General features: G+C 47.3%; 27 protein-coding genes and 1 riboswitch. Of the genes, 6 read left to right on the forward strand and 21 right to left on the reverse strand.

Annotated features, from left to right (window positions below):
- Positions 1-158: 158 nt before the first annotated feature.
- The 5 genes from C7R73_RS07240 to C7R73_RS07260 form a co-directional block, all read right to left on the reverse strand.
- Positions 159-1,256: a DgaE family pyridoxal phosphate-dependent ammonia lyase gene (locus tag C7R73_RS07240; protein WP_106449859.1), complete on the reverse strand. Its 1,098-nt coding sequence runs from the start codon at positions 1,254-1,256 to the stop codon at positions 159-161.
- Positions 1,257-1,281: 25 nt separating this feature from the next.
- Positions 1,282-1,899 (reverse strand): trimeric intracellular cation channel family protein, encoded by a 618-nt coding sequence (locus tag C7R73_RS07245; RefSeq protein WP_106449860.1) that lies wholly within the window; start codon positions 1,897-1,899, stop codon positions 1,282-1,284.
- A gap of 129 nt (positions 1,900-2,028) precedes the next feature.
- Positions 2,029-3,420, reverse strand: coding sequence for an MFS transporter (locus tag C7R73_RS07250; RefSeq protein WP_414718262.1), 1,392 nt, complete (start codon positions 3,418-3,420; stop codon positions 2,029-2,031).
- The gene (locus tag C7R73_RS07255) at positions 3,420-4,622 is read right to left on the reverse strand and encodes an amidohydrolase (RefSeq protein ID WP_106449862.1); all 1,203 of its coding nucleotides are present in this window, start codon (positions 4,620-4,622) and stop codon (positions 3,420-3,422) included. Before C7R73_RS07255 ends, C7R73_RS07250 begins: the two co-directional genes overlap by 1 nt.
- Before the next feature lie 375 nt (positions 4,623-4,997).
- Positions 4,998-7,349 (reverse strand): AraC family transcriptional regulator, encoded by a 2,352-nt coding sequence (locus C7R73_RS07260; protein WP_106449863.1) that lies wholly within the window; start codon positions 7,347-7,349, stop codon positions 4,998-5,000.
- A 203-nt stretch (positions 7,350-7,552) separates the two neighbouring features.
- On the opposite strand from C7R73_RS07260, the gene C7R73_RS07265 reads away from it, so the two are divergent.
- Positions 7,553-7,912 carry a hypothetical protein gene (locus C7R73_RS07265; RefSeq protein WP_106449864.1) on the forward strand — a complete coding sequence of 120 codons (360 nt, stop codon included), beginning with the start codon at positions 7,553-7,555 and terminating at the stop codon, positions 7,910-7,912.
- Between the two features lie 283 nt (positions 7,913-8,195).
- Here the strand turns inward: C7R73_RS07265 and C7R73_RS07270 are convergent, their stop codons facing one another.
- Positions 8,196-8,558 (reverse strand): DUF488 domain-containing protein, encoded by a 363-nt coding sequence (locus tag C7R73_RS07270; RefSeq protein ID WP_106449865.1) that lies wholly within the window; start codon positions 8,556-8,558, stop codon positions 8,196-8,198.
- Positions 8,559-8,583: 25 nt separating this feature from the next.
- Positions 8,584-8,874, reverse strand: coding sequence for a hypothetical protein (locus C7R73_RS07275; protein WP_106449866.1), 291 nt, complete (start codon positions 8,872-8,874; stop codon positions 8,584-8,586).
- Positions 8,875-8,952: 78 nt separating this feature from the next.
- Positions 8,953-9,063: riboswitch (SAM riboswitch) on the reverse strand.
- Positions 9,064-9,296: 233 nt separating this feature from the next.
- Between C7R73_RS07275 and C7R73_RS07280 the strand changes: the two genes are divergently transcribed.
- Positions 9,297-9,533, forward strand: coding sequence for a hypothetical protein (locus tag C7R73_RS07280; RefSeq protein ID WP_106449867.1), 237 nt, complete (start codon positions 9,297-9,299; stop codon positions 9,531-9,533).
- Between the two features lie 147 nt (positions 9,534-9,680).
- Here the strand turns inward: C7R73_RS07280 and C7R73_RS07285 are convergent, their stop codons facing one another.
- The 3 genes from C7R73_RS07285 to ade are packed head-to-tail and all read right to left on the reverse strand — an operon-like array spanning position 9,681 to position 13,142.
- Positions 9,681-10,313: a DUF47 domain-containing protein gene (locus C7R73_RS07285; protein ID WP_106449868.1), complete on the reverse strand. Its 633-nt coding sequence runs from the start codon at positions 10,311-10,313 to the stop codon at positions 9,681-9,683.
- Between the two features lie 12 nt (positions 10,314-10,325).
- Entirely contained in the window at positions 10,326-11,375 is a 1,050-nt protein-coding gene (locus tag C7R73_RS07290) for an inorganic phosphate transporter (RefSeq protein ID WP_106449869.1), read from the reverse strand.
- A 42-nt stretch (positions 11,376-11,417) separates the two neighbouring features.
- On the reverse strand, positions 11,418-13,142 hold the full coding sequence (gene ade, locus C7R73_RS07295) for an adenine deaminase (protein WP_106449870.1): 1,725 nt from the start codon (positions 13,140-13,142) through the stop codon (positions 11,418-11,420).
- Positions 13,143-13,486: 344 nt separating this feature from the next.
- Here ade and C7R73_RS07300 point away from each other — a divergent pair, with 344 nt between their 5' ends.
- From C7R73_RS07300 to C7R73_RS07310, 3 genes are all read left to right on the forward strand, one after another.
- Positions 13,487-14,332, forward strand: a complete 846-nt coding sequence (locus C7R73_RS07300) for a transporter substrate-binding domain-containing protein (RefSeq protein WP_106449871.1) — start codon at positions 13,487-13,489, stop codon at positions 14,330-14,332.
- Positions 14,333-14,564: 232 nt separating this feature from the next.
- Complete coding sequence (locus tag C7R73_RS07305; protein WP_106449872.1) at positions 14,565-15,233, forward strand: amino acid ABC transporter permease; 669 nt, start codon at positions 14,565-14,567, stop codon at positions 15,231-15,233.
- Positions 15,234-15,237: 4 nt separating this feature from the next.
- Positions 15,238-15,975, forward strand: coding sequence for an amino acid ABC transporter ATP-binding protein (locus C7R73_RS07310; protein WP_106449873.1), 738 nt, complete (start codon positions 15,238-15,240; stop codon positions 15,973-15,975).
- Positions 15,976-16,083: 108 nt separating this feature from the next.
- Here C7R73_RS07310 and C7R73_RS07315 read toward each other — a convergent pair whose 3' ends face one another.
- The 9 genes from C7R73_RS07315 to ftsH all read right to left on the reverse strand — a co-directional run bounded on the left by C7R73_RS07315 (position 16,084) and on the right by ftsH (position 24,025).
- Positions 16,084-16,392 (reverse strand): nucleotide modification associated domain-containing protein, encoded by a 309-nt coding sequence (locus C7R73_RS07315; RefSeq protein ID WP_239992594.1) that lies wholly within the window; start codon positions 16,390-16,392, stop codon positions 16,084-16,086.
- Between the two features lie 15 nt (positions 16,393-16,407).
- Positions 16,408-17,331, reverse strand: a complete 924-nt coding sequence (locus C7R73_RS07320) for a cation diffusion facilitator family transporter (RefSeq protein WP_106449874.1) — start codon at positions 17,329-17,331, stop codon at positions 16,408-16,410.
- 236 nt (positions 17,332-17,567) lie between these two features.
- Complete coding sequence (locus C7R73_RS07325; RefSeq protein WP_106449875.1) at positions 17,568-18,062, reverse strand: DUF6803 family protein; 495 nt, start codon at positions 18,060-18,062, stop codon at positions 17,568-17,570.
- Positions 18,063-18,576: 514 nt separating this feature from the next.
- Positions 18,577-18,891: a pyrimidine/purine nucleoside phosphorylase gene (gene ppnP / locus C7R73_RS07330; protein ID WP_068562294.1), complete on the reverse strand. Its 315-nt coding sequence runs from the start codon at positions 18,889-18,891 to the stop codon at positions 18,577-18,579.
- Between the two features lie 51 nt (positions 18,892-18,942).
- Positions 18,943-19,293, reverse strand: a complete 351-nt coding sequence (locus C7R73_RS07335; RefSeq protein ID WP_106449876.1) for a DUF2200 domain-containing protein — start codon at positions 19,291-19,293, stop codon at positions 18,943-18,945.
- Positions 19,294-19,463: 170 nt separating this feature from the next.
- Positions 19,464-19,787 carry a hypothetical protein gene (locus C7R73_RS07340; protein WP_106449877.1) on the reverse strand — a complete coding sequence of 108 codons (324 nt, stop codon included), beginning with the start codon at positions 19,785-19,787 and terminating at the stop codon, positions 19,464-19,466.
- Positions 19,788-19,810: 23 nt separating this feature from the next.
- Positions 19,811-21,085: a LysM peptidoglycan-binding domain-containing protein gene (locus C7R73_RS07345; RefSeq protein ID WP_161525895.1), complete on the reverse strand. Its 1,275-nt coding sequence runs from the start codon at positions 21,083-21,085 to the stop codon at positions 19,811-19,813.
- A gap of 149 nt (positions 21,086-21,234) precedes the next feature.
- Entirely contained in the window at positions 21,235-22,113 is an 879-nt protein-coding gene (locus C7R73_RS07350; protein ID WP_106449879.1) for a DUF5050 domain-containing protein, read from the reverse strand.
- Positions 22,114-22,186: 73 nt separating this feature from the next.
- Positions 22,187-24,025 carry an ATP-dependent zinc metalloprotease FtsH gene (gene ftsH, locus C7R73_RS07355; RefSeq protein ID WP_106449880.1) on the reverse strand — a complete coding sequence of 613 codons (1,839 nt, stop codon included), beginning with the start codon at positions 24,023-24,025 and terminating at the stop codon, positions 22,187-22,189.
- 268 nt (positions 24,026-24,293) lie between these two features.
- Here ftsH and C7R73_RS07360 point away from each other — a divergent pair, with 268 nt between their 5' ends.
- The gene (locus tag C7R73_RS07360) at positions 24,294-24,599 is read left to right on the forward strand and encodes an iron-sulfur cluster repair di-iron protein, ric (RefSeq protein WP_106449881.1); all 306 of its coding nucleotides are present in this window, start codon (positions 24,294-24,296) and stop codon (positions 24,597-24,599) included.
- A gap of 24 nt (positions 24,600-24,623) precedes the next feature.
- Here the strand turns inward: C7R73_RS07360 and C7R73_RS07365 are convergent, their stop codons facing one another.
- Together C7R73_RS07365 and C7R73_RS07370 are read right to left on the reverse strand one after the other, a co-directional pair.
- On the reverse strand, positions 24,624-25,499 hold the full coding sequence (locus C7R73_RS07365; RefSeq protein WP_106449882.1) for a MetQ/NlpA family ABC transporter substrate-binding protein: 876 nt from the start codon (positions 25,497-25,499) through the stop codon (positions 24,624-24,626).
- A 20-nt stretch (positions 25,500-25,519) separates the two neighbouring features.
- Positions 25,520-26,290 carry an SDR family NAD(P)-dependent oxidoreductase gene (locus tag C7R73_RS07370; RefSeq protein ID WP_106449883.1) on the reverse strand — a complete coding sequence of 257 codons (771 nt, stop codon included), beginning with the start codon at positions 26,288-26,290 and terminating at the stop codon, positions 25,520-25,522.
- Between the last annotated feature and the right edge of the window lie 29 nt (positions 26,291-26,319).

The following is a 26,319-nucleotide window of genomic DNA, read 5'->3' on the forward strand; positions in this document are numbered from 1 at the left end:
TCTGTAAAACTGTTTAAATATTTCACTGTCCTATTGACGGGTGGCATACCACAAGGAGACGGCCTATCTTAATTCCTATTAAAAATCGTATTTCTCAGCGCCAGCTCCTGTAGGCGTGGTAAGAACTCACGGGTCAGAGCAGTGGAAATTACTCTTTCCTATTCTCCCAAAATTTCTTGTAATCGCTGAACAATTTTCATCATTTCTGTTTGACTGACCGCGCGAATGTCAAATTCAATGATGCCGTTATTGGCTTGGTATTCACGTGTATAGATCGCTGGACTTTGCGCTTTTAGTTGTTGTATGACTTCTTTTGCGCTGATTGTTCCGGTCACTTTGACGCTGGCGCGATAAATTTCTCTGCCGGCGCTGTCTTGCACAATGGTGGCTTGTAAATCCGGTATTTGATTGATCCCTTCAACAAAAGGGACTAGACGCGCCTGCATCGATTCGCCACTTTCGCTGCCGTTAGTCAAATAATCCTCCACGGCTTGAGCAAGCCCTAAAATGTTGTCTTTGCCGATCTTCATGGCGCGGCCAATTCCTTTGCCTTGGAGTCGCACCCATCCGATTGCTCTTTTTTTCCCGACGACTAATCCGGCACTTGGTCCTTCGATCGCTTTGGCTCCCGAATAAATCACTAAGTCTGCCCCTGCTGCATAATAGTAGAATAAATCTTCTTCCGCCGCGGCATCGACAATCACTGGCAAATCGTATTTCCGAGCGACGGTCACCATTTCTTCCACTGTCAGCATACTCTTTTGTACGGTGTGGTGACTTTTGATGTAAAGCAGGGCAGCCGTTTCCTCGGTGATCATCATTTCCACGTGTTCCGCGGTGCACATATTTGCATATCCGGCTTCTACGACTTTGCCGCCCCCTTGCTCGACCATGACTTCGACGGGCGTACCGTAATCAACATTATGGCCTTTGGGTAAAATAATTTCTCGTTGCGTGATTTTTTCTGAATAGGGATGGTAAGCATGAAATAAGCTGCCTTTCCCGATCACGCCTGCCACGGATTGGGCGATGCCTGCTGAAGCAGAAGAAACAATTTGAACATCTTCGGCTTTGAGCAGTTCAGCCAAATAAGCGCCTACTTTCACCGACAGTTCTTCCATCTCGAAAAAATGTTCTCCTCCATATTGCTGGGCAGCCAAAACGGATGGGGATACTTTGGACACTCCTAAAATTGTCATTCTACCGGAAGCGTTGATCACTTCCTTTAAGCCAAATTTTTCGTAACTAATTGTCATAAAAATTCCCTCCGATGTGCCGAACTTATTCCATGGTGACTTTTCCGACTTTCAGCAGGTGCACATCCTTCTCCATGCAGTAGAGCCTGATCAAAGTCGTTGCCAAAAAGCAGCTGTACAGCGCCATTTCGCTTCCTGCCAGCTTGAATACGGCGATGTACAGAATGGCACCCAGAATGGAGGCCATCGCATAGACTTCTTTGCGGAATACATAAGGAATCTCCCGGGCGAACACATCCCGGATAAGTCCGCCACCGGTTCCGGTCAGGACCGCCAACGTCACCACAACATACCACTGCTGGAACCCAGTCCGCACCGCCACCTCTGCTCCGATGGCTGTAAACGCCCCGAGACCGATCGCATCAAAATACTGGAGCATCTTCGCCAACTTATTGATGTGCGTATAGAAAAGGATGACAAAGCCTGCGGAAAGCAGGCTGATAAGTGCATAGACGGGATTTTCCAATGATGCCGGCAAAGGCCGATCGATCAGCAGATCCCTGACGATCCCTCCACCCACCGAAGTCGTGATCGCAAATATCCCGATTCCGTAATAATCAAGATCCTTCTCGATTGCGGTCAATGCTCCCGACATCGCAAAGGCAATCGTACCGATAATTTCCACAATTGAAATAAATTCCATTCTATTGTCCCCCCTGATGATAATTTTCTGAAAATAGTATGTTTCGCAAAAAGTATAACGCAAAAGAATGCAAAGTCACTATAACTTTGCATTCTTTTTCATTCTATTTTTTAGCCTGTTTGCACAAACCTATTCCGTAGCTTCTACTTGCTCAGCCGCTTTCGGAGCCGTCAGCAAAATCGAAGCCAGCGCAATCATGCCAAAAGCCACATTCAGCAGCAACCCTGCTGAACCGGCCACTTCCATATTGCCTTGCGCTCCCAAAGCATTGAAAAGGCTGGAGGAAAGTGCGACCCCGACCGCTCCACCAAGAGAGCTGGCCATTTTGTAGATGCCGGATGCGCTGCCGACTTTATCAGCCGGAGCATTCGAAATCGCGGTATCCGTCGAAGGTGTCGCATAGATCCCCAAACCGAAGCCATACAGAGCATAGCCGACAAATACCAACAAGTTGTAGATGATTCCCGGTACAAAAGTGAAGGCCATCAAAGTAATACCGATCGTTGCGATGAATGATCCGGTCACCATCGGCTTGCGGGAACCGAATTTTTGCAAGGCTTTTTCACCCAAACGGATGGAGCTCAGGACGCAGACCAAGTAGCCGATCGTCAGCAAGCCGGATTGGAAAGAAGAGAAGCCGCGGCCCATTTGAACATAAGTGTTGGCAACCAACATTGTACCTGCAGAAGCATTCAACAAGAAGTTAGATAAAGTGGCACCACTGTAAGCTTTGTTTTTGAATAGAGAGAAGTCGATGAAGCTGTTTGTATGTCTTTTTTCGATATTCACAAAAAGGATCACTGAAATAACGAATGCCACAGCTAATCCCAAGATAATAGGATTTGTCCATCCCATGGTTCTTCCTTGGCTGATAAAAACATTGAAAGTCAGCATAGCAATCACGAAAGTAATCAGTCCGCCGACATCAAAAGGTTTCTTTTCGCCGACTGCTTCAAATTTACTTTCTGGAGTTCCTTTAAGCAAAAGCAGCCCGATAACAGCAACTACAATCGAAACGATGAAGATTGCACGCCAGCCGAAGTAAGTGGCTACTAAACCACCGAAGAAGGAACAAATTCCTGAGCCGCCCCAAGAACCGATTGACCAGAAGCTCAGCGCACGTTGTCTTTCAGCTCCATCGAAGTAAGTCTTCATCAAAGCCAAAGTAGCAGGCATGATGCATGCAGCAGATAGCCCTTGGATGATACGACCGATGATCAACAATGCTGGGCCCGTTGCCAATACTAAGCACAGAGAACCGATGATGCTCAGGATCATTCCGATATTCGTAACTTTTACGCGGCCATGTTTATCCGCAAGCCCACCAGCAACAACCATAAACATACCTGAGAATAAAGATGTCAAACTGATGGCAATGCCCAAGATACCGGATGAAATTCCCAAGTCTGCTTGGATGGCCGGTACGATGTTCACCATTGTTTGAGCAAACAACCAGAATGTTACAACCCCTGAAACAATCCCCAAAATAAGTCTATTATTTCCTTTGTATTGCGTTTCCACTATTTTTCACTGCTCCCTTTTAAGTAATCGATAACCAATGTCCCCATCGTTTCGGCTGCAATCAGCATACTGTCCTCATTGATCCTGAATTTCGGATGATGATGCGGATAAGCCTCGCCATCTTCCGGAGCCGCTCCGACATACAAAAAGACGCCCGGGCGTTCCTTCGCATAATAAGCAAAATCTTCCGAAGGCGGCTGCGCCTCGCAGCGTTCCACAGCCTCTACTCCCGGCAGTTCAGTAGTCTGCAGAGCCGATGCTGCGAAAGCCGTCATTTCCGGATCGTTGAACAGCACCGGATAGTCATTTTCGTAATCCAGTTCATAGGTCACATCGAACATGGCCGAGATGCCGTCCAGCTTCGCCCGGATTTCCTTTTCAATCAGCGTACGCGTTTCTTCGGACATTGAACGCACATCGCCCTCCAACACGACCGAATCTTTGATGACGTTGAACGAGCCTTTGCCGTCGAAACTGCCGATTGTGATCGAGCCGACATCGAAAGGATTCATACGGCGGCTGACGATGGATTGCACGGCTACGACAAAATAGCTGGCCGCCACGATGGCGTCGTTGGCTTTATGCGGCGATGAGCCATGCCCGCCGACGCCTTGGATCTTCACGCGGAAATTGGCGCGGCCGGTCTGGACGTTGCCTTCGCGATAGAACACTTTGCCGCTGTCCATCTGTGACATCACATGGATGCCGAATACCGTGTCGACGCCTTCCAAAGCGCCGTCCTTGATCATGCCGATCGCTCCGCCCGGCGGAACTTCTTCGGCAGGCTGATGCAGAACAACAATCTTTCCTTCGAGTTGTTCCTTCATCTCTATTAATGTTTCGGCAAGGGTCAGCATGTAGGCTGTATGCGCGTCATGTCCGCAGGCGTGCATGACTCCCGGCGTTTTTGAGGCAAATGGCAAGCCGGTTTCCTCTTGGATCGGCAACGCATCAAAGTCTGCTCGGATGGCGACTGTTTTTCCCGGTTTACCGCTGTCTATGGTCACGACGATGCCCAGTCCGCCGACATGGGTGCGGACTTGACACTCTTTCCCTGCATAAAAAGCTTCGATATACTTGGCCGTGTTCTCCTCCTGGAATGATAATTCCGGATGGGCATGCAAGTAGCGGTAGATTTCGATCATGCGCTCCTGCTTGTCGGCTAACGTGCTGAATAATTGCTTTTTGGTCGCTTCATTCATTTTTTTGCGCTCCCTTATTATTGACTGTTTGGAACTATCATATAGGTTTGTTATTGCTACGTTTCTTAATCACTCAGCTAGTATACCGCCACAAAAAAATAAGAAAAGGCTCGTTATTATGCAAAACATCCTGATTTTTGTCTTCGCATTTCCGGAAATCAGTTGGACAGCAATTTTGTGCGGATGATTTTTGTCTGAAAACCCTCTCATTTGAAGAGTGGCCCGCAAGCGGGCAGAAAAAAGCAAAGAATCGGACATCGAGAGGGCATTTGTGCTGGAGATTGTCCGATAACCCGAATGAATCGGACAACCTGACGGCATCCGACAAAAAAGGTTGTCTCGTGGGAGACAACCTTTTCTTCATTATTGTTCTGCTCAGCCGATTGCTCTGCGGAATTCGATGAACAGGATTGCGTTGCTACTCATCGAAGCATAGAAGGACCAATCCTTTTCGATCTGTTCATCCTCCAGCGTCAGAGTCGGCGTTGAGGATTGGACGATGTACTCCATCACTTCGAGGTCCATGCCGTGTTTGCTGTTCAACTGGCCCCACTTTGTGTAGAGCCCGCCATTTTGCTGATCGAATCGGTATTTCCGGACTTGGTATTCGCCGGGTTCCATGCCAATCAACCGCACATGCAGTTCATTGCTGCGGTTCCGCATGAACAATTCGTCGACTGAATAGCGAGGATTGAAGTGTTTTTCGTTGAAAAGTAGCAGTTGGTAGCCTTCTTCGTTTTCGGTCAGCACATAATGCTCCCCTTGAGCTCGCACTTGCCCCGTCATCCGTTCCTTGAACATCAGCGTGTAGAAAGCCGGCCGCTTGCCGTTGAAGAAATGGAACAGCTCCAGGCCCGCCACAGTCTTGTTGTGGTTCCCTCCGTAGCGCTCATGGAGTTCGCTGTTCAGCCAAAACCCGACGCCCGCTACTTCATTCCCCAAATCCAAAATAGTCCTCAGGATCAGCGCGCCCCGGAAAAAAGTTCCGTTTGTGTAGCGCGTGTTTCCGGTCAGCGTGTTCCAATTTTCCAGGTACAGCGGCTGATGCATCTGATGCTTTTTCAGGAATCGCTTCAGCTTCTGCGTTTTCCGCAGGATATAGCGTTGGCTGTTCAGGAAGTCTTCATCGCTGATTTCCGAAAAGTCGACGACCTCGTTCTGATCGGCATCATAGGTGATGAAGTCGATGCTGCCGGATTGGTGAAGTTGCCAGTGATGCGGCAAAGAAAGACTGTCTTTCTCCTCTTTGAAAGGAAGGAAGGTACCGATTTTCAGCTGAACGGCATGTTTCCGGATCGCTTCATGCAGTCTTAAATAGACGCGCTCCAATTCCTTGGACAGGACGGCCGTCTCTTTTTCAGCATAGAACACGACTTTCCATTGGTTGACAAATTTCCTGCCGAATACCTGCAGTGTGTGGATCAGGAACCCTTCAAGTTCTCTGAAATAGTGCTCTTCATTGTGGATGACTTCTTTATAAGTGATCCTCAAATATAGGCTAATTTCTTGTTCCTTCATGTACTGGACGGCCAAATCGGCGTTGGCATACTTCGGTGTGGTGGACACGAACTCATCCGTCTCGACTTCCGGCAATAAAGTGGATCCGCCAATCAGATTGCGCACACCCACAAAATCGACGCGCAGACGCTGCTTGGCAAGAAGCACTTGCTCCTTCACCTGCTCATTCAGGATTTCCTTCAGTTCCCCGATGAACACAATATGTTTTTCGCGCGCCAATGATCCGGCTCCGCTACTGTCTCCGACAACGATCTTGCATGCTTCTCCCGGCGTTTCGTCCGGCAATGCGCGCGGATTCAGTGGCTCTTCCAAATATTTCGTCAACTGCATCAGCGCTTCCGGCGAATCCAATTCCTTCCCCGCTTCCGTATTGGCGGTCACGGCTCCGAAGGCTTCGCTGTTCTCTTGTTTATGCTCCTTCCGGTACTGCACGGGAGTCTGATCGTAGACCGATTTGAAGGCTTCCGTAAAATTTCTCGCCGTCGAGAAGCCATTCCTCACGGCAATCTGGAACAAATTATCGGACGTATGCAGCAAGTCCTCCACGCAATGCTTCAACCGCACCATCTTCAGATACTGTAAAAAACCCATTCCGGTCGTCTGCTTGAAGTAGCGGGATAAATAGGTAGATGAGAGGTACTCGCTCTCGGCCATCTCCGCAAGCGTCAACGGTTCCGCATAGCGGAGCTCAATCGTATGGATTATCCGGGCGATCCGTTCATCGCTCGCTTCGCCCGCTCCTGTCTGCGGCCCCTCCTTTTTGAAGAAGCGGGTCACCAGCAACATCGTCTGAAAAAGGATACTGCGGGCCTCCAAAACGCTGCCTTCTTCCTGACGGGAATGGACGATGACTAGTTCTGCCAACAGCCTGCGCAGCTGCGCTACGACATCCCCTCGCCCCGGATCCAAATCTTTCGAGAAACATTCGAAGGAGTAATGGAAGTAATTCGGGTAGTTCATCACAAAAAAATGGCTGGGTATGCTCAGGCAAATGAGGATATTGTTTTCGCTGCCCCGGACAGTATAGTGGTCATTCCGGTTGATGAAGAGAATATCCCCTTCATCCAGAGCATAAATTTCCCCATTGACGGACACGCTTGCCCTTCCTTTGGTCACGAACAAAAGCCGCGTGCCGTAATACCGCTGCGGTGCAGCATAGCGGATATTCCCTATCGTGATATCATAATCTGCCCCGTGCTCTCTGATCATCCGTCCCTCTTCCTTTCCAGCAATTCTGTTGTACAACTCTTGTAGCTAACATATCAGAATTCCGGCCCGGATGCGAGCGCAAATGTTACTTTTTCAGATTCCTATTCTGTATCATTCCGTTCATTAGCATCATCACTGTAATTAGGTTAAAATAAATATGTAGACAAAAAATGTTATACAGCAAAAGAATAGGAGCTTATATTATGAAAAAGAAAATCTACTTGATCCTTCCTCTCATCATGTTTCTGGCTGCCTGTTCAAACGATACGAACGAGACTCCCCAAAGCGAAGTCACTCAATCATCAGTCAGCGAAAGCGCAGAAGTCATTAGTACGGAAGTTATCGACGACGAAACTGCATTTTTGGAACAAATTGCCGATTTTGATGCGGAGCATGAACCTTTCATCGTAGCCTATTACGATTCCCTCGATGCAATAAAGGAAAAGGTATCTGACGAGACGAATACTTTTGTTGATCCGGAACTTTCCGAAAGGGAACTGCAAATTAAGCTAGTTTTCAAAGGCGACGATGGTTATTACCGCGTGATACTAAGGCAAGAGTAACAATCTCTTCCTAAACCCGATACAAGGCACTCATGTCAGTCGATTGCGGAACACTGTCACCACGAAAGGCGACAGCTTAGTGTTTCGTTGACCATCCGGCTTACTCTTCCTTTCCAAAAGCCGAGATAAGCAGCTTATGTCGGCTAAATGCGCGTTATATTTACTGTAACAGCCGATGAGTCAACATACCCCAATATGAAAAAGACGCCACGATATCAAGAGCGTATTTTTCGTTATCCAACAACGCTAGTGGGACTCTTTCACTCACACCACAAACAAGCGCCTATTTCCGCTGTTTTTCCACAAAATCCTTCAGCACAACGACATGATTGATTGCCGGGTCCCGCGCGGCATATACCAATGTGACATCTGTCTCTTCCAACTGTTTCCGGATTTCCGCTACTGCAGCCGCTGTCTGCGGATTCGTCAACAGTTCTTCTTCATAGCGTTCCTTGAAGGCGGCAAATTTATCGAAATCGTGGTTGAACCACTTGCGCAGATCCGGCGACGGCGCGCTGTCCTTCAGCCACGCATCCAGCTGCGCGGCTTCCTTCTTGACTCCCCGCGGCCACAAGCGGTCGACCAGGATACGGAATCTATCCGCTTCTTCCGGAGATTCGTAGATACGTTTCATCTTCAACTCCATGTCCTTTCTCCTCTCATTCGCTTCTTTAAAACTGGACCATCAGTTCCAACATCTTATCCACTTGCGTCCGCTCCAGATTAAGGCACTTCTGCAACTTGGCGATTTCTTCCTCAAGCCGATGAACTTCCGCTATTTTGGCCAAAAGTTCCGTTTGATAGATCTCCTTACCAATCTTCGTCGCTTCCGCAACAGAAGACTTATGTTGCGTGTACTGATGATACAGCATGGCCTCGGCTTGGCTTTTTGGGCCGCCTGCAGCTTCCATTCTTTCATAACTTCTTTCGCAGCGCTCGAATTGTTCTTTTGTCATTGTCATCGTCGTTCCCTCCAGATTGCTTTTGGAAAACAAAAAACCCTTCTTATAACAAGAAGAGTCGGGAATGTCGCTTTGCTCTTCTTATCTCTCAGATTGCTCTGCAGGATTTAGCACCGTGCCCTTGCGCTCGCGCAGGGGTCGGTTGCTGAGATGTCATCGGGCCAGTCCCTCGATCTCTCGTGATAAAGAAGTTATTTAGTTTTCATGGATATTATGGCATACTGTTTCGCAGAATTCAACTTAGCTAATTTAATTGAATTCATCTATTTTTGTCATCTACATCTGTTCTACATACTTCCTTAGTATACTGAAGAAGGATCAAGCGATCCCACGTTGTTGATCATTCCTTTTGTCCGATCAACAACACGGAAACAGTCTCATAAACTATAGCCAGTTTATAAATAGGAAGGAAGAACTTACCCATGAAGAAAAAATATTTGATGATTGGCCTGATTTCTTTTACTGCATTGACCACCTTCGCTGTCGCAACTCCCGTAGAAGCAGCAATGATGGATACTACGACATTTGAAAATCACGGTCAGTATGTACGTAGCCATGCCACTCATCTTCGTCATCACGCGGCAGACGACCATCAGATGAACGGCGTAAGTATGCACGCCAGAGACAAAGATGAAAATCTTAGTTGTCCCGCTGAATAAATGACTCCATGCTATACTAAATGATTTCGTTCATCAGGCAACGAATCTTGGTTGATGAATATTTTTGAACGATATATTGATGCTAAAGATCCCCACAAGTCAGAATTTTTCTGACTTGTGGGGATCTTTTGTTTTACAGCTGCCAGGCTAGGAGTATTTCAACGCAATCTCTTCCACAAATTTGGTAACGTCCTTGAAGGCATCACAGCAATCTTCCAGCGATTTATAAATTTTGCTCAGGATGACGATGCTGACCGCATCTGCATTGCTCCGATAGAGATTGCGCATCGTTTGGATATACAGCAGATCGCCTTCCTTCTCACAGGCGTTGATCCGGTCAATGACTACGTGTATTTCTTTTTGCGATTTCTTGTAGGTTTTCAATAGCCTCACCGCCTCGAGCAGTTGCTTGGCTGACTTTTCGACCAGATCCAGGAATTGGTTGATTTCCGGAGTGATGTCCTGCGGTTGATAGATTTCAATGTGGATCATGACATCCTCAATCATGTCGATGGCATGATCCAGACTGGTGACCAACGCAATCACATCCTGCCTATCGAAAGGCGGCAACAGATCGTTATACATATAGCGCATAAGTCTGTATTTCGCGAGGTCGGCATTGTGTTCGATCTCATGCATCTCGTCCAGTTTTTGGCTGAGATCAGCAACCGGATACTCTGTCAGCACCTGCTTCAGGAATTCCGCCGATTGGACGCCCCATTCGGCAAGCTTGATGAACTCATCGAAATAATCCAACTTTTCCGTCTTCTTTTTGAACATAGTCGGCTCCCCCTAAAATATCCGAATGAACAGCTTTGCCATCAAATACCCGACAAGGCCGCAGCCTGGAAATGTCAACACCCACGTGAAAACCATTTCCTTGACCGTCAACCAGTTTACGCTCGACAAATGCCTGCCCGCGCCCACTCCCATGATGGCCGTTGTCTTCGTGTGGGTCGTGCTCACTGGCAGACCCAAGATGGAGGCCGTCAAGAGACTCAATGCCCCGGCAAAATCAGCGCTGAAGCCTTGATAGGTCTCCAGCTTCACCATATTGACCCCTACCGTCTTAATGATTTTCCCGCCGCCGATCGCTGTTCCCAAGGCCATGACCGTGGAACACAACAGCATCAACCAGATAGGAATCACGAAATCAGTGACAGCGTTTCCTTGCGACAAAGCGATGCCCAGCAAAAAAATCCCGATGAACTTTTGGCCGTCCTGGGCTCCATGCATGAAGGCCATCGCAGCCGCACCGGCTATTTGGCTGTTGCGGAAGAAAGTTGTCGTGCTTTGCCGTTCAATATCTTTGAACAGAGTGCCGACGAGTTTCACAACAAGGAACCCCAAAAATAAACCCAAAACGGTGGAAAGAACCAATCCATACAATACCTTGATCCATTCCGCCCCATTGATTCCACTGATGCCGCCCTGTAACGCGATCGCAGCCCCCGACACCCCCGCGATCAAGGCATGGCTTTCGCTTGTCGGGATGCCATAATACCAGGCCGCAGTGGCCCATACCACAATCGCAAAGAGTGCCGCACACAGCGCCACGATCGCATCTTCCGTATTTCCGCCAAAATCAACCATCTTCGCCATCGTCTGGGCAACTTTCGCATTGACTGCGGTCATCGCAAAGACACCTAAAAAATTGAACACCGCAGCCATCAGGATGGCATTCCGCGGAGTCATGCTTCTCGTTGAGACGCAGGTAGCGATGGCGTTTGGTGCATCTGTCCACCCATTCACCAAAACGACGCCCAGAGTCAAGGCCACCGTCACCGCAATAGCCGGGCTCGACAGCAGCAACTGAATGAATTCACCGAATGAAATCGCCATAAAGAATCCCTGCCTTTCCGGATTACAGTGAAATGAATGGTTTTACATCGGAATCCCGACTTCGATATGTTGGAAGGAATCCACATCAAACAATCCTTTATCCGTCAGTTTTAGCCGAGGGATGACCGGTAGGCAAAGAAACGATAGGATCATGAAAATGTTCTGCCCTTCCTCCGCCAGCGTAGCCAACTGTTCGTGCAGCCTATGCAATTCCTCGATCACTTCTTCATACGGTTTTTCCGACATGATGCCGCCGACCCGCAACGGTACCGACGCCAGCACTTTGCCGCCATCCACGATGACGAGTCCGCCTTGCATGCGTTCTGCTTCCTCGATCGCCAGCAGCATGTCTTCATCGTTGGTTCCGGCAACGACCAGATTATGCGAATCATGGGCTACGGTTGAGGCAATCGCGCCCCGTTTCAGCCCGAGACCGCTGACGATTCCAGCTCCTATGCTGCCGGTTTGGTGATGGCGCTCGCACACAACCATCTTCACTTGATCATTTTCTGTATCCGGAACAAAAAAGCCGTCTTCCGTCTGCACATCCGCTGCGATTTTCTCCGTAATGATTCGGCCCGGCACAACGCCGATGACCCACGCCTTTTGCCCATTTTGAAGCGGGATCTGCAAATCGCCTTTAGTCACTTTCTTCAAATTAAGGGAGGATCGGACAGCCTCCGGGACAGTTGCGCGGACGCTTCTTAAAGCCCCCAGATCCAGCAAGCGTCCGTCTTTGATGATTGTTTCAGGGCGTAGGGTCTCCAGGCTGTCCGTGATCAGGATATCCGCAAGATAACCGGGTGCGATGGCGCCTTTGTCATCGATGCCGTGGCACACCGCATTATTGAGCGTAGCCATTTGGATGGCGATCAGCGGGTCCAATCCTTGTTGGATGGCCAACTGAGCGGCATAATTGACGGTTCCTTCTTCGGCCAGTTCGTCCAGATGCTTATCATCCGTACAGAATGAAAAACGGCGGCTGTTTCTTTCATTGATGGCCGGCAACAGCGCCAACAGATCTTTTGCAGCCGATCCTTCGCGCACCAACACATGGATGCCCCGGCGTACACGTGCGATTGCTTCTTCTGCCGTCACCGCTTCATGATCGTTGCGGATTCCTGCCGTGCTGTACACATTCAAAGCGGCATCCGGCAAACCGGCCGCATGGCCATCGACCATCATTCCCGCGTCTATCGTCATGCGGATTTTTTCAAGCATATCCGGATTTGCATTCAAAACGGATGGATAATCCATCACTTCGGCCAAGCCGATGACGGTCGGATGGGTCAAATAAGGCCGGAGATCATCCGCTGTCAGCGTCGCGCCGTTCTGCTCGAAAGGCGTTGCCGGCACACACGAAGGCAACTTCATCAAGATATCCATGTCGGCATTGGCGGCGTCCTCCAGCATGAAGTCGATCCCGATTGTTCCTGCGACATTCGCGATTTCGTGCGGATCGGTCACAACGGTCGTCACGCCGTGCTTGATGAGCGCACGCGAAAATTCCGAAGGCGTCACCATCGTCGATTCGATGTGGATATGCCCATCGATAAAGCCCGGCATGACATACTTGCCTGAAGCATCCACCACTTGCTTTCCGTTTGGATAGGTTCCGATTCCGACGATGCAACCGTCCTTGATCGCAACGTCCGCCTCAAAGGTATCCAGCGAAAACACATCCACTACTGTTCCGTTTTGGATGATAAGGTCCGCTTCCTCCAGTTGCTGTGCAGCCTGGATCAATCTTTTCAATGCATCTGTCATACAAATTCCCCCTGGTTCTATTCGCTCTCTTAGTCAGCGAATCTCTCGTTGTTTCCTATATTATACACGATTCGCGTGTGGACCGATAAGCTTCTTAATCGTCGTGCAATGTACATCATTCATAAATTCCAGGTGATCGCTTTTTCCTATCAACCTTGTTCGATTATAACTGTTTGCTTCTTACATGCACTGGTGATAAGATTTCCTCATGCCTCGGAACGACAAAAAGTAAGAAAATGTCGATTTGAGGGCCAGCACCACAAGCGATAACTGCGTGGGGGAGTTTTTCAGGTCTAATGACCAGCAGCGTTTCAAATAAAAAAACAAAAACAGGAGTGAATATAATGAGGAAACTATTATCAAAAATCTTATTCGTGGGTACAGCAGGCTTGGCTTTGGCGGCATGCGGCGCAACAACAACTGACTCAAGTTCGGACAGTGCATCTACAGCATCCAGCACAGCCACAACAGGAAACGTCTTAAAAACGATCGAAGAAAACAAACAATTGCGCATCGGGGTGGAAGGCACTTACCCTCCATTCAGCTACCATGACACAGAAACAGGCGACTTGGTCGGTTTCGAAGTGGAAATCGCAGAAGTCATCGCAGAAGATTTGGGCGTGGAAGCTGTCTTCGTCGAAACAAAATGGGATTCCCTGATTGCTGGATTGGATGTCAATAAATACGATATCGTCATCAACAACGTTGGCGTCACTGAAGAACGCCAAGCGGTTTATGACTTCACCGATGCTTATTTCGAGTCCTATGGCCAATTAGCTGTCAGCGCAGACTCTGATATCCAAACTTTGGAAGACTACAGCGGCAAAAAATCAGCCCAATCCACTACAAGCAATTACGCACAGAACGCCCGCGACCTTGGCGCTGAAATCGTTCCTGTCGACGGATTCAATCAAGCGGTTGAATTGATCACTTCAGGCCGCGCGGACGGAACAATCAATGACTACATCACTTTCTTGACTTACTTTGAAGAATATCCAGATTCCACGTTAAAACTGATTGACGAAAAACTGCCTACAAATGATGAAGTCGGAATCATCCTGCAAAAAGAAAACACAGACCTGCAGGACAAACTGAACGAAATCATCGCAGCTCGTACGGAAGACGGCACTTTCAAAGCAATCTTCGAAAAATATCTAGGTGAAGACATCAGTGTCGGAGCCAACGAATAACAAAAACTGAACGGGCTCGTTCAGATTCACATTCAGAAAATCGTACCGAGTGCGCCCCTTAGAGCGCACTCGGTACGATTTGTCTGATTTATGGATGGTTAACCCTTAAAGCTAGCCATCATTGTTGGATGCATGGTACAATTTGGTATCTCGTGAACCACTTGCGGTGATGCTCTTTTGGACGTTGAATAGTTTTTTTATTTTTAATATAAAAAGGAACGGTGAGTAAATTTTGCAACATACATTATCCATAATCGAAAACGCCCTATGGCCAATTCTGGAAGCAGGATTTACCGTCACCATCCCCTTGGCGCTGATTTCCTTTGCCTTGTCACTTGTCCTGGCTGTCCTTACTGCAGTCATGCGGATTTCGAAAAGCAAAATATTAAAAGGGCTGGCTTGGTTCTATGTTTGGGTATTCCGCGGCACCCCGCTTTTGATCCAATTGTTCATCGTCTTCTTCGGTTTGCCGAAGCTGAACATCACCTTGGATGCGTGGACCGCTGCTATCCTGACTTTTGCCTTGAACAGCGGCGCCTATTCGGCCGAATCCATCCGTGGCGCGATTCTGTCCATCCCGAGAGGGCAATGGGAAGCGGCCGATTCCCTGGGCATGACTCACGGACAGGTACTGAAAAGGATCATCTTCCCGCAGACCATCCGGATCGCCTTGCCGGCTGTCATGAATGACTTCATCTCTTTGGTGAAATCGACCTCGCTGGCCTCCAGCATCACGATCATCGAAATGACGATGGTCGGGCAGCAGTTTGCTTCCGTTACCTATGAACCGCTGATTCTGTATATGGAAGTGGCTGTGATCTACCTCCTTATCAGTACAGTATTGACTTGGATCCAGGGCAAATTGGAAATCAGAACTTCCAAATATCTGAAAAAGGCGTGACGACATGATCGAAATCAAAAATATCCAAAAATCCTACGGTGACTTTCATGCCCTTAAGGACATCTCGTTGACGTTCAGAACCGGTGAAACGACTGTCATTGTCGGCCCATCCGGTTCGGGCAAGTCCACCCTGCTCCGCACCTTGAACCTTTTGGAAGTGCCCGAGAGCGGCATCCTGAAGAATGGCAATCTCGAGGTCGATTTCAGCTCCAAAATATCGAAAGAAACGATGATGGCCATCCGCAAAGAAACGGCGATGGTGTTCCAGAGCTTCAACCTCTTCCCGCATCTGTCAGTATTGGAAAATGTCATCGAAGGCCCTCTCACGGTCCTGAAGCTTTCTAAAACGGAAGCGACGGCCAGAGCCAAGAACCTGCTGACCAAAGTCGGCTTGGCCGACAAACTAGACCATTACCCGGATCAACTTTCTGGTGGCCAGCAGCAACGCGTAGCAATCGCGCGCGCCTTGGCCATGGAGCCGGATTTCGTCCTGTTCGATGAACCGACTTCTGCCCTCGATCCCGAATTGGAAGCAGAAGTGCTGCGCGTGCTGAAGGAACTCGCTTCCGAGAAGCTGTCCATGATTATCGTGACGCATAACCTTGATTTCGCGAGGGAAGCAGCAGACCGCATGCTCTTCCTAGAAGACGGTAAAGTCGGCTTCGACGGACCAACGAAGGACTTCTTCGAAAGCACAACCGACCCAAGAATCGCCCGCTTCATCAATAGCATAACGATATGAGAAAGAAGAAAGACTGGCCAAAAGCATCTTGGATGCCTGGTCAGTCTTTCTTCTTTTGTTGAGGCAGCAAAAATAACAAAGCAGGAAGTCTGTCACCAAGAGATTCCTTTACTCATATTTTGCCTTGTTCTCGATTTCAATGATCGTCATGATTGCGTAATTCGCCAAATCCATCAGCGTGTCTGTAATACTCTCGTCTTTAACCTCGGCCTCTTGCTTGATCAGTTGTTTGAAGCGATGCAGTTTATCATCCAATCGGACAGCCGGCATCATCAGTCCATACTCTTGGAAGCTGTCACCAAAACTATCCCCGTAGTCTTTGTTTTTTGCCGCATACAGCTGATTCAGCCTTTCGCATATTTCCCTGTGCTGCTCGACTTTCGTCATATCCCCACCGCTTTCTTTCTGATTCCCCATTGATTCTGTTTTTGATTATTCTTTATCGAGTACCCTGCCCACATCATCGCAGCAATTATATTCGAACTGGATCGTCAAGTGGGTCACACCGAAGCGCCCTTTCAATACCTGTTCCAGCTTCTCATAGACGTCGGACAGTTCACTGACCAAAATATCTTTTTGCAGATTTACGTGGGCTTCGAAAAAGACCGTGTGCTCGTCCAATGCCCAAATATGGACATGATGGATGTCCTTTATCGCATCCATCTTTTCTAGCTCCTCCGCTATTTCATCGATGTCCACTGTTTCTGGTGTTCCTTGCATCAGGATGTTCATCGACTCTTTCAATATTTCATAGCTTTCCTTGAGGATGTATATACCAATCAGCACCGTCAACAAAGGATCGATCCAATAAGCATCTAAGTAATAAATGACAATGCCGCCGACCATTACCCCGGCTGAGGAAAGGGCATCGCTCAGAAAATGCAGGTATACCGCCCGCATGTTCAAGTCATCTCCTGAGCTCTTATGCAGCAAGTATACGGCCACTGCATTGAGGACAATCCCGATGGAGGAGATCACGATGACCAGCAGAGCATTTATTTTCTCAGGCTGAATGAATTTAAAATAAGCTTCCCGGAAAAGGAAAAGGGATATGATGATCAGCAAGGTAGCATTGATGACCGCGGCTATGATGGTGGCTCGTCTGTAGCCGAAAGTGTTTTTCTTATCGTGTTTTTTTTCTGCCATCTTGACGGCAAACCAACTGATGACGATGGACAATACATCGTTAAGATTGTGGAGTGCATCGGAAAGCAGTGACAAGCTTCCCGAAAACCAGCCGCCCAAAACTTCGGCAATTGTCAGCAAAAACTTCAAGGCCATGGTTATGAGCAAATTTTTTCCTTTTACGCCATCCAGACCCTCCGGATGGCTAAGTTCATGGGTATGTTTAGTCATCGTTCACCCCTCCTATTGCGCGCAGCAAGCCTTTATCTATGACATAATCATACTCCAAATTTTATGAAATGGAAAAATCCACGGGCCGCTTTTCCCAACAAAAAAAGAGGCGTTCCTATTTTTGTTAGGAATTCCTCTTCATTTTTACATTATACGCTTTCCTACCTTGCTGGAATAAAAATTTATGTTCGCAAGGAAACAGCAGCAGCTTATATACTAGATTTACAGAGTAATCGCTAATTCGTCATACCCGGCATTACAGACATGCTATCGATGATTTCAGGATTCACCATGCCGAAAATCATGGCAATATGGGCAACGACCAGGAAGCCACCCACCAACATAAAGTGGATTTTCATCTTCTCTTCATCGGTTTTATTCCGGAACAGGACACCAATTTCCATAAGTGCGATCGGCAAAAGGAACAGGACACCGCTCAAGTAGAAGCCCACTGCCACAACGTCGACCCACGTATGCCAACCGTTTGTGGTAGTCAACGGGATCACCGCGTTAAACAACAGGTAGAAGAAAATACCCGTAAAATAGAAGCCGGCAAAGATTCCGACGACCTTGTTCAAAGTCCTCAGACCACCTGATCTAACCCTGTCAAAAATAATGAAAAATTCCGAAATCGTCAGCGTCTCCGCGCATATGACAGGGATGGCCATGAATATAATCAGATTCCAAGGCTGATTCGAAGCCAGTAAAGACATGTAATGAGTCATGCTCATTTTTGTTTCCTCCTCAAAGTAAAATAACTAAAAAATTGATAGTCTAAATATACCGAACGAATGTGTAGATTTGATGGAGATTAGGCGTCTTCATATGAGCTACATAATGGCCTGATATCCTGTAAATGTAGAAAAAAACAATCCGGAAAGAGGGGTCCAAATAATGCTGACAACCCAATTTATTATCTCAATACTGCTGATTTTCGTCTTAGTGATGTTGATTATGAATACAATCCGTAAACAGGATTCTGTCTTGAGAGCAGATCTGAAACGACTGCGGTCTGAAAATGAAGCTTTGAGGAAAGAACTTCTCAAACGCGGAATCGTTGAATATGTCTAATATCTAAACACAGATAGCCGAAACAACAGTTATCCAATACGTTCCCTATAAAAAAAACCAGCACGAAAACGAAAGTTCGATAGACGAACTCCGTTTTCGGGCTGGTTTATTTTGTTAAAATCAGTTGGTTTGATTTCACTGTTGCGCAGTTATTAAAAACCTTACGCTTCAGATTTAGTCGTTTTTGTATGAACAGCAATAATCCACGTATTTCTCTACGATCATCTTGAAGGATGAGTTTGCCGGAACGACATAGCTTTGGCCTTTGCTGTAAAGCGTGTATTCCGCTTCGCCCGGCAACATGACCGACATATCGCCGCCCAGGACTTCCATGATTTCCTCTGCATCGGTGTTGAATTCGTACTCGCCTGCCAACATGAAGCCAAGTGTCTTTTTCTCTCCGCTTTCGAACAAAACCGTTCTGCTGGTAACTTTCCCATCAAAATACACATTGGCTTCCTTGATTACTGTAACGTTTTTGAATTCCATTCTATTTCCTCCATTTGCTTGATTATTTTATGTTTTTCTTGCACGTATAACCTATTTCCTCAGTATCTTCTCCATGGTCTTCCCCTTGGCCAGCTCATCGACGAGTTTATCCAAGTAACGGATTTTCTGCATAAGTTTGTCTTCGATCTCTTCGACGCGGTATCCGCAAATGACCCCTGTGATAAGCGAAACGTTGGGATTCAGCTGTGGTGCCTGTGCAAAAAAGGTTTCGAAATCAACTTTATTATCCAGTTGTTGCTGCAGAGTTGCCTCATCATATCCGGTCAGCCAGAAAATGATTTCATCGACTTCTTCTTTGGTGCGGCCCTTTTTCTCGACCTTCTGTATATACAACGGATAAACGCTGGCAAACGACATTCCAAATATTTTCGTATTTTTCATGGGTGCTCCCTTCTGAATCTTCCTGAAGCTATTATTGGTACTTATGATTTTTATTATGCCATAAATCGCAGAAAAGCTCATCATTTATAAACAAGAAAAGCCGCATAAGCACATCATTAAGTGGATGGGCTTATACGGCTTGCATTCAGCTATAACACTTTTGATTTATTTTACGAAATGAAACCCTCACTCATGAACAGCAACATGAACCCACTAATCAAAAAGCATAATAAGGTGACGATAATGAGCAAAACGGAACGGTCTTTTCTTCTGAACAGCGCAATTACACCCGTCACAAATCCCACGAAAACAGCAATAATCCCTGCTATCGACAAAGAAAACAGGAGTATATCCGATAATGCTGGCTTACCCGTTCCCGTCATGAATATAGGATAGATGAGAACGATGTATACTGTCCAAGTTGCTATGAAAGTGACGAAAGCTCCTACCGAAATTTTGCCCATTTTTGTTTGTGGCAAAAATGTATATTTCATTTTCTGCGACTCCTTCCCCTTATTCAATGATGCCCAATATTCGTCCATCCCAAAACATCATACTGGTTCCAAACGTTTTCGCCTGCCACTGCGACAGTGCCATCTTTCCTCAATCCGAATGTATTACCGCCGGCGGTAATGGCTATCATCTCTTCCCATCCGGATACCTCGCATTGCCCTTCTTGATTGTATCCCATTGCAACAACCGTGCCGTCCGATTTCAAGCCCACCGTATGATGTGCTCCTGCTGCCACAGCGATGACATCCGTCCATCCGGATACATCCCCTTTACCGTAGCTGTTGTCTCCCGCAAACACGACGGTCCCGTCCGCCTTCAAACCTACCGCGTGCGAATCGCCTGCGGAAATGGCCACTATATCCGTCCATCCGGAGACAGGAAGTTGGTTCCGATCATTTTTCCCCGTGGCGACGACTTTCCCATCCGATTTCAGCCCCAGGGTATAGCCATTGCCCGCAGAAACGGCAACGATGTCTGCCCAATCCTGAACATTGCATTCTCCATTTTCGTTGTTTCCGGTCACGATCACCGTTCCGTCTGCCTTCAGACCAACCGTATGGCCGATTCCGGCTGATAACGCCAAAATATCTTTCCAATCCGCAACGGCGCTTTCTCCGCTAAGATTACTCCCGGTTGCCACCACCGTGCCATCCGATTTCAAGCCTACCGTGTGATAGGCTCCCGCTGATACAGAAACAATCTCTGACCAACTTCCGACATTCCCTTGCCCGGCTTCATTCCATCCTGCAGCAACGACCATGCCATCCTTTTTCAGCCCTACCGCATATCCACCGCCTGCGGAAAGGATTTCCTGTTGCGTAAAACTTGTGGAAAGCGGAAGCGTCAGCAGCTGGCCGATGTAAATCAGATTGGGATCATTGATTTGATTGTTTTTTACAAGTTGGTCCACTGTCACACCGTACCGAAGCGCGATTTCGGAGAGCGTATCCCCGGGCACAACCGTATACTTCATCCCGAATGATTGCGAGGAATCAGCACTAGCTGAGGCTATTACCGGAATAACGATTTTTTGCCCCAGCCTGATCATTCTGGGATGTACGATATCGTTTACCGCCACAAGCTGCCGCACGGTCACACCGTATTCGAGGGCAATTCTGTAAAGGGTATCGCCTGCTTTGACAGTATATACGATATTTTCCTGCTCTTCCTTTTGCGAATCAACAGCAAGAATATTTAGTGAAACCAGGCTGAAAAGGAACACTACCGAAACAGACACAGTGACAGCCGATTTTCGCATCCATTGCAAAAAATCCCGCATTTTCCTCTCCCTCATTTCCGAACCTACAACCAATGATATTGACTGAGCGGAAAACCCGTGATTATAGGTTTTCCGCTCAGTCAATCTTCTTTACCTTTTGAGTCATTCCTGTGAAATCACCATACTGCCATACTACAGCAGCTACATATCTATTCAAGCTGCTTCTTGTTGCTGCCGTCCAGGTTGATCCTGTATGCAGCACCTGAATACTCTCCGTAGTAAATGTATTCACCGTAAATGCCTAAGATATTCCACATTTCTACTTTATTCATTTTTGCTGCTGCAGTCCCGTCCAGATTAGCCCTATAGAGACCGCCGTCTTTACTGTAATAGAGCGAGTCCCCGTCTATAGCCGTAAAAACACCCTCCGCAAGTTTTGTTTGCTCAGTACCATCTGTTTTCAGCCTGTGTACGTTCTCATATTCACCATTTTCAGTTTTATCGCCGTAATAGATCCAGTCCCCTTCTACTGCGTGTAGGACTGCGTTGTCTGACAGTTTGATAGCCCCAGTGCCGTCAGTCTTCATTTTGATTAAACTTGTTCCATCCGCATAATAGATGCTGTCACCTGATACCTTCATATCTCCCTCAAAAGAGCTGATGTCAGCTATCTTGGTCTTCTCGCTGCCATCCGTTTTTGTCTTATAGATGCTTCCCGGTTTAGTGCTGTAGTAGATCCAGTCTCCCGACACTTCGAAACCGAACGAGCTTTCTTTGCCAACATCCACAACGTTGGCCGCTCCTGAACCATCCGTTTGAATCTTGCTGACACCACCAGCCATGTCTGAGTAATAGATGGTGTCCCCCTGAATTACCATATAGCCGCTCGCAAAATTGTCAGCAAGCCTGGTCTTTCCGGTCCAGTCAGTTTTCATTTTATAAAGGGCTTCTTCTTCAGTGTCTGTATAGTATATCCAGTCCCCGCTCTGTTTGATCATACCTATAGACGCGGTTTCTGATGAGCCGCAGCCAGTCAGCAGAGCCACGCCCAAAATGATCATCATAAGTAAACCAATATTCTTTTTCATGAGAGTTCCCCTTATCTACACCGACCCACAGCCATGCGTTTGCCAGACTAAATCCTGAACACCTCGAAATCCCTCATTCTTCTTTCATCAGCATTTCCATGAATTCCTCTCCGGTCATGGTTTCTTTTTCGAGAAGATATTTTGCAAGTTCATGCATTTTCGGTAAGTTTTCCTTGATGATTTCCTTGGCTTTTTCATGGGCAAATTTGATGATACGCAAAACCTCATCATCTATTTTTGCAGAGGTTTCATTCGATACAAGTGAGGTCACATCGGTGCCAAGATAGGGGTTATTGATCGTTTCCAGGGCCATCATGTCAAATTTTTCACTCATGCCGTAGCGCGTGACCATGGCCCGTGCAATAGCCGTTGCTGCCTCTATGTCATTTTCAGCCCCGGACGTGACCGTATTCAAAATGACCTCCTCGGCAGAACGACCGCCCATGTAGGTGACGATTTTATTCAGGAATTTTTCCCTGCTCATCAGAATCTGGTCTGTCTCTTCCGACTGCATCGTATAGCCGAGGACTCCGGATGTCCTTGGGATGATGCTGATTTTATTGACTGGTGCGGAATCGGTCTGTTTTGCGGCAACAATCGCATGGCCGATTTCATGGTACGCGATTGCCAGTTTGTCTTCTTTCGAAAGGATCGCATTTTTCCGTTGGTATCCGGCCAATATGATTTCCAGCGCATACTCCAGATCGGATTGATTAATCTTGCTGCGTCCTTCCTTCACGGCGTGTAAAGCGCCTTCATTTATCAGATTGGCAAGATCGGCTCCAGAGCTGCCGGGAGTATCCCTGGCAATCTCCTTCAAATCGACATCTTCATCCATTTTTACGGATTTTACATGAACCTCCAGAATCGCTTGCCTCCCGGCGATATCCGGCAGCTCAAGCGGGATGCGCCGGTCAAACCGTCCAGGTCGCAGCAGCGCTTTGTCGAGAACTTCAGGTTTATTCGTTGCCGCTAGGATCACCACACCTTTTTCCGAGGAGAAACCATCCATTTCATTCAATAGCTGGTTGAGCGTCTGGTCCCGCTCATCATTTCCAGTTATCCCTGACAGGTTACGGCTCTTGCCGATCGTATCGATTTCATCGATGAAGACGATGCAGGGGGCTTTTGCCTGCGCTTGATTGAACAAATCCCGCACCCTGGCTGCACCAACACCGACGAACATCTCCATGAATTCTGATCCCGAAATAGAGAAGAAGGGAACCCCGGCTTCTCCCGCGACTGCTTTTGCAAGAAGCGTTTTACCGGTCCCCGGAGGTCCAACAAGCAGAATCCCTTTTGGCATCTTCGCCCCGATTTCCCGGTACTTTTGGGGATTATGCAGAAAATCGATCACTTCCCAAAGCGCTTCTTTCGCTTCGTCCTGGCCGGCTACGTCCGCAAATGTTTTTCCTGTTTCAGATGCAGCATAAATCATGACGTTGCTTTTGCCGAATTTCATTTCGCTGCCGCCGCCGAGTCCCCCGACTCTTCCCTGCAGCCTGCGCATCATGAAGCCCCAGAAGACATACAATAACGCCAACGGCAGCATCCAGATCAGGAAAAAATCAACAAGAGGAGAACTTTCTTCGACAATCTCTTTCTCAAACTTCGCTTCAGTCAGCAGCAGTCGTTCAGTAAGCTGTGGATCCTCCATTCTGCCCGTAATGAAGCTACTCTCCTTCCCATCATCGTCCAGCGCCGTGAACTCTATCCGGTTTTCATCCACCAGAACCGACTCGACACTGCCTTCTTCAAGCATCATTACGAACGTTTTGTAATCCACTTCCGTTACCACATTTTCCTCTACACCAGGAAAAATGAAAAAATTCAGCAAAATCAGAAAAATCGCAGTTGTCACAGCAAAATTCAACCATTGTCTATTGACCTTAGGGGGCATTTTAGATTCCATCAGCTTATTCCTCCCCTTCTTAAAAAGAACTTTCCGTCATCCTTATTATCCCAGAAAAATAGGATATTACAAAAATTAGGCAGCTTTTGAATATAAGAAAAGACCAAGATTCCATTCAGGATCTTGGTCATTCTGCTATTCTGATTTTTCACACTTATAACTCCCATGTTCTCCAGAAGTAAAATTCAGTTTATTGATTTAGGTCAAGTCTATTTTTATTCATTAGTAATACACTTAGATTATCAAAACTCAGAAAGAAGGACTTCATATGTCAAAACACTCACCATTCAATGAAGTAAAGGAAACCATTTTCCCAACATTGGAGCAATACGTTCCGATTGTAGCACGCGTTCACGGAAAGAATCACCCGGAATTCCATGAGGTTCATCAGATATTCAATGCCATCATCGATAAGACAAAAGCAGCAGGCATAGTAAATCCTGATTTGAACGAGGAATTCATCAAATTACGTGAGATTTCAAATAACTATACAGTTCCGGACGATGTATGCGAAAGTTATGAAGCTGTCTACAAGATGTTAGCTGAAGTGGATGAAGCCTATCAAGCTGATTAATGATTAAGAAGGGAAAGAAATCTCTTATTCTTCCAAATACGAGATTTCTTTTTGGACGGCTACTTTTGTTCCACCAAATTCTTCCGCGATATAATCCTGTACTTCTTGACTGTGGTACAGCTCAGCCAATTTCAAAATATCAGGATCTTCAGCATTTTCTTTTTGCGTCACCAGAATATTGATGTTATTTTTGGTGTCCTCACTGACTTCCTCGTAATATAATGAATTTTCCAAAACGTTCAGCCCTCCTTCGAGAGCAACGGAATTACTGATTAAAGCAAGATCGACATCCGCCAAAATACGTGGTCCGGTGGTGTCATCAATTTCCACAAATTTAAGATTTTTCGGATTTCCCACAATATCAGCGGTGGTCCCCAAAGCGTCAAAGTCGTCCTCCAGCGTCAGCAACCCGGCTGCTTGCAATAACAACAGACCCCGTGAGGCATTCGAAGGATTGTCGGCAATAGCAACAACGGCGCCATCGGGAATTTCTTCAAGAGTTGTGTATTTTTCGGAATAGACGCCCATCGGTTCGAGATAAGTAGTCGCAAATGCCGTCAATTCTGCTCCAGTCTGCTCGTTAAAGGATTGCAGATACGCCCATGATTGAAAAGCATTCACAGCTACTTCCTCTTCGGCGGTTGCTGTGTTCAGTTGGGGACCTCCATCAATATCCTTTATTTCAAGTGAAAGCCCTGCTTTTTGGGCGGCTTCAGACTCCGCGATATATTCCCATATTTGCGCATCTGATGACTGCGACCCGATTGTGATGGTCTTGGAATCAGATGAAACGGCAGCCTCCGTTGAAGCTTCAGTAGCGGAACCCTCCGTATTTGCGCATCCCGCCAATACGGTCAACAGCGTCGCAGCTGTCAGTAAAATTTTCCGTTTATTGTTCAAATTAAACTCCCCTTTTCTTTTCAATTCATCGTCATGCCGCCCGTAACGTTGATCGCCTGGCCAGTCATATAGCTGGCTAAGGGACTCGCAAGGAACAAAACGACATTGGCTACATCTTCCGGCTGTGCTGTCCGCCCGAGCGGCACTTGCGAGCAATCTTCAGCATATATCTCATCGGCCGTCATGCCCCTGATTAATCCACCTTCGACCCTTTCGCGGTGCTTCATATCCGTTTCAACGATTCCCGGACAGATGGCATTCACAAGAATATGGTCTTTCGCCAGTTCTTTAGCCATTGTTTTCGTTAATCCAAGGACAGCATGTTTTGAAGCTACGTAGGCACCCATTGCCGTGTAGCCATTTTTGCCTGCTTGGGAAGAAATTTGAATGATACGCCCACCTTTTTTGGCTTGTTGCATGATTTTCCCTACTCGTCTGGAAGTGAGGAATACCCCTTTTGCATTGACAGCCATCACTTTCTCCCAGTCGGAAACAGAGCTGTCCACAATATAATCCATCGTGGAAGTTCCGGCACAATTCACCAAGATATCAACACCTGAAAAGTGTTCCAGACTATTATTGATCCAACGGTCGACAGATACCTCATCCGCTACATCCAACTGCGCAACTGACAGGTTTTCAGACACGTGCTCAAATTCCTTTTCGTACCCTAAATCGCCTGAAACAACGCTAGCTCCAGACTTCAACAAGAGCGCCACGATTCCTTCACCGATTCCGGTTTTCCCTCCCGTAACCAGCGCCACTTTCCCTGACAAATCTATCGAAATCACACGAAATCCCCCTCAAAACCCATTCGCTC

This window comes from Trichococcus alkaliphilus, assembly GCF_003008695.1.
In the GTDB taxonomy this organism is placed as follows: Bacteria; Bacillota; Bacilli; order Lactobacillales; family Aerococcaceae; genus Trichococcus; species Trichococcus alkaliphilus.

Bases quoted from the DNA above. Each gene is read 5' to 3' on its own strand.
- C7R73_RS07360 (WP_106449881.1), top strand. From the start codon at position 24,294: ATGTCAAAACACTCACCATTCAATGAAGTAAAGGAAACCATTTTCCCA.
- ade (WP_106449870.1), bottom strand. From the start codon at position 13,142: ATGACAGATGCATTGAAAAGATTGATCCAGGCTGCACAGCAACTGGAG.
- ftsH (WP_106449880.1), bottom strand. From the start codon at position 24,025: ATGGAATCTAAAATGCCCCCTAAGGTCAATAGACAATGGTTGAATTTT.
- C7R73_RS07265 (WP_106449864.1), top strand. From the start codon at position 7,553: ATGAAAAAGAAAATCTACTTGATCCTTCCTCTCATCATGTTTCTGGCT.
- C7R73_RS07290 (WP_106449869.1), bottom strand. From the start codon at position 11,375: ATGGCGATTTCATTCGGTGAATTCATTCAGTTGCTGCTGTCGAGCCCG.
- C7R73_RS07255 (WP_106449862.1), bottom strand. From the start codon at position 4,622: ATGAATGAAGCGACCAAAAAGCAATTATTCAGCACGTTAGCCGACAAG.
- C7R73_RS07260 (WP_106449863.1), bottom strand. From the start codon at position 7,349: ATGATCAGAGAGCACGGGGCAGATTATGATATCACGATAGGGAATATC.
- C7R73_RS07340 (WP_106449877.1), bottom strand. From the start codon at position 19,787: ATGAAATATACATTTTTGCCACAAACAAAAATGGGCAAAATTTCGGTA.
- C7R73_RS07315 (WP_239992594.1), bottom strand. From the start codon at position 16,392: ATGGGGAATCAGAAAGAAAGCGGTGGGGATATGACGAAAGTCGAGCAG.
- C7R73_RS07275 (WP_106449866.1), bottom strand. From the start codon at position 8,874: ATGACAATGACAAAAGAACAATTCGAGCGCTGCGAAAGAAGTTATGAA.
- C7R73_RS07320 (WP_106449874.1), bottom strand. From the start codon at position 17,331: ATGACTAAACATACCCATGAACTTAGCCATCCGGAGGGTCTGGATGGC.
- C7R73_RS07280 (WP_106449867.1), top strand. From the start codon at position 9,297: ATGAAGAAAAAATATTTGATGATTGGCCTGATTTCTTTTACTGCATTG.
- C7R73_RS07335 (WP_106449876.1), bottom strand. From the start codon at position 19,293: ATGAAAAATACGAAAATATTTGGAATGTCGTTTGCCAGCGTTTATCCG.
- C7R73_RS07345 (WP_161525895.1), bottom strand. From the start codon at position 21,085: ATGCGGGATTTTTTGCAATGGATGCGAAAATCGGCTGTCACTGTGTCT.
- C7R73_RS07325 (WP_106449875.1), bottom strand. From the start codon at position 18,062: ATGAGCATGACTCATTACATGTCTTTACTGGCTTCGAATCAGCCTTGG.
- C7R73_RS07310 (WP_106449873.1), top strand. From the start codon at position 15,238: ATGATCGAAATCAAAAATATCCAAAAATCCTACGGTGACTTTCATGCC.
- C7R73_RS07270 (WP_106449865.1), bottom strand. From the start codon at position 8,558: ATGGAGTTGAAGATGAAACGTATCTACGAATCTCCGGAAGAAGCGGAT.
- ppnP (WP_068562294.1), bottom strand. From the start codon at position 18,891: ATGGAATTCAAAAACGTTACAGTAATCAAGGAAGCCAATGTGTATTTT.
- C7R73_RS07245 (WP_106449860.1), bottom strand. From the start codon at position 1,899: ATGGAATTTATTTCAATTGTGGAAATTATCGGTACGATTGCCTTTGCG.
- C7R73_RS07350 (WP_106449879.1), bottom strand. From the start codon at position 22,113: ATGAAAAAGAATATTGGTTTACTTATGATGATCATTTTGGGCGTGGCT.
- C7R73_RS07300 (WP_106449871.1), top strand. From the start codon at position 13,487: ATGAGGAAACTATTATCAAAAATCTTATTCGTGGGTACAGCAGGCTTG.
- C7R73_RS07285 (WP_106449868.1), bottom strand. From the start codon at position 10,313: ATGTTCAAAAAGAAGACGGAAAAGTTGGATTATTTCGATGAGTTCATC.
- C7R73_RS07240 (WP_106449859.1), bottom strand. From the start codon at position 1,256: ATGACAATTAGTTACGAAAAATTTGGCTTAAAGGAAGTGATCAACGCT.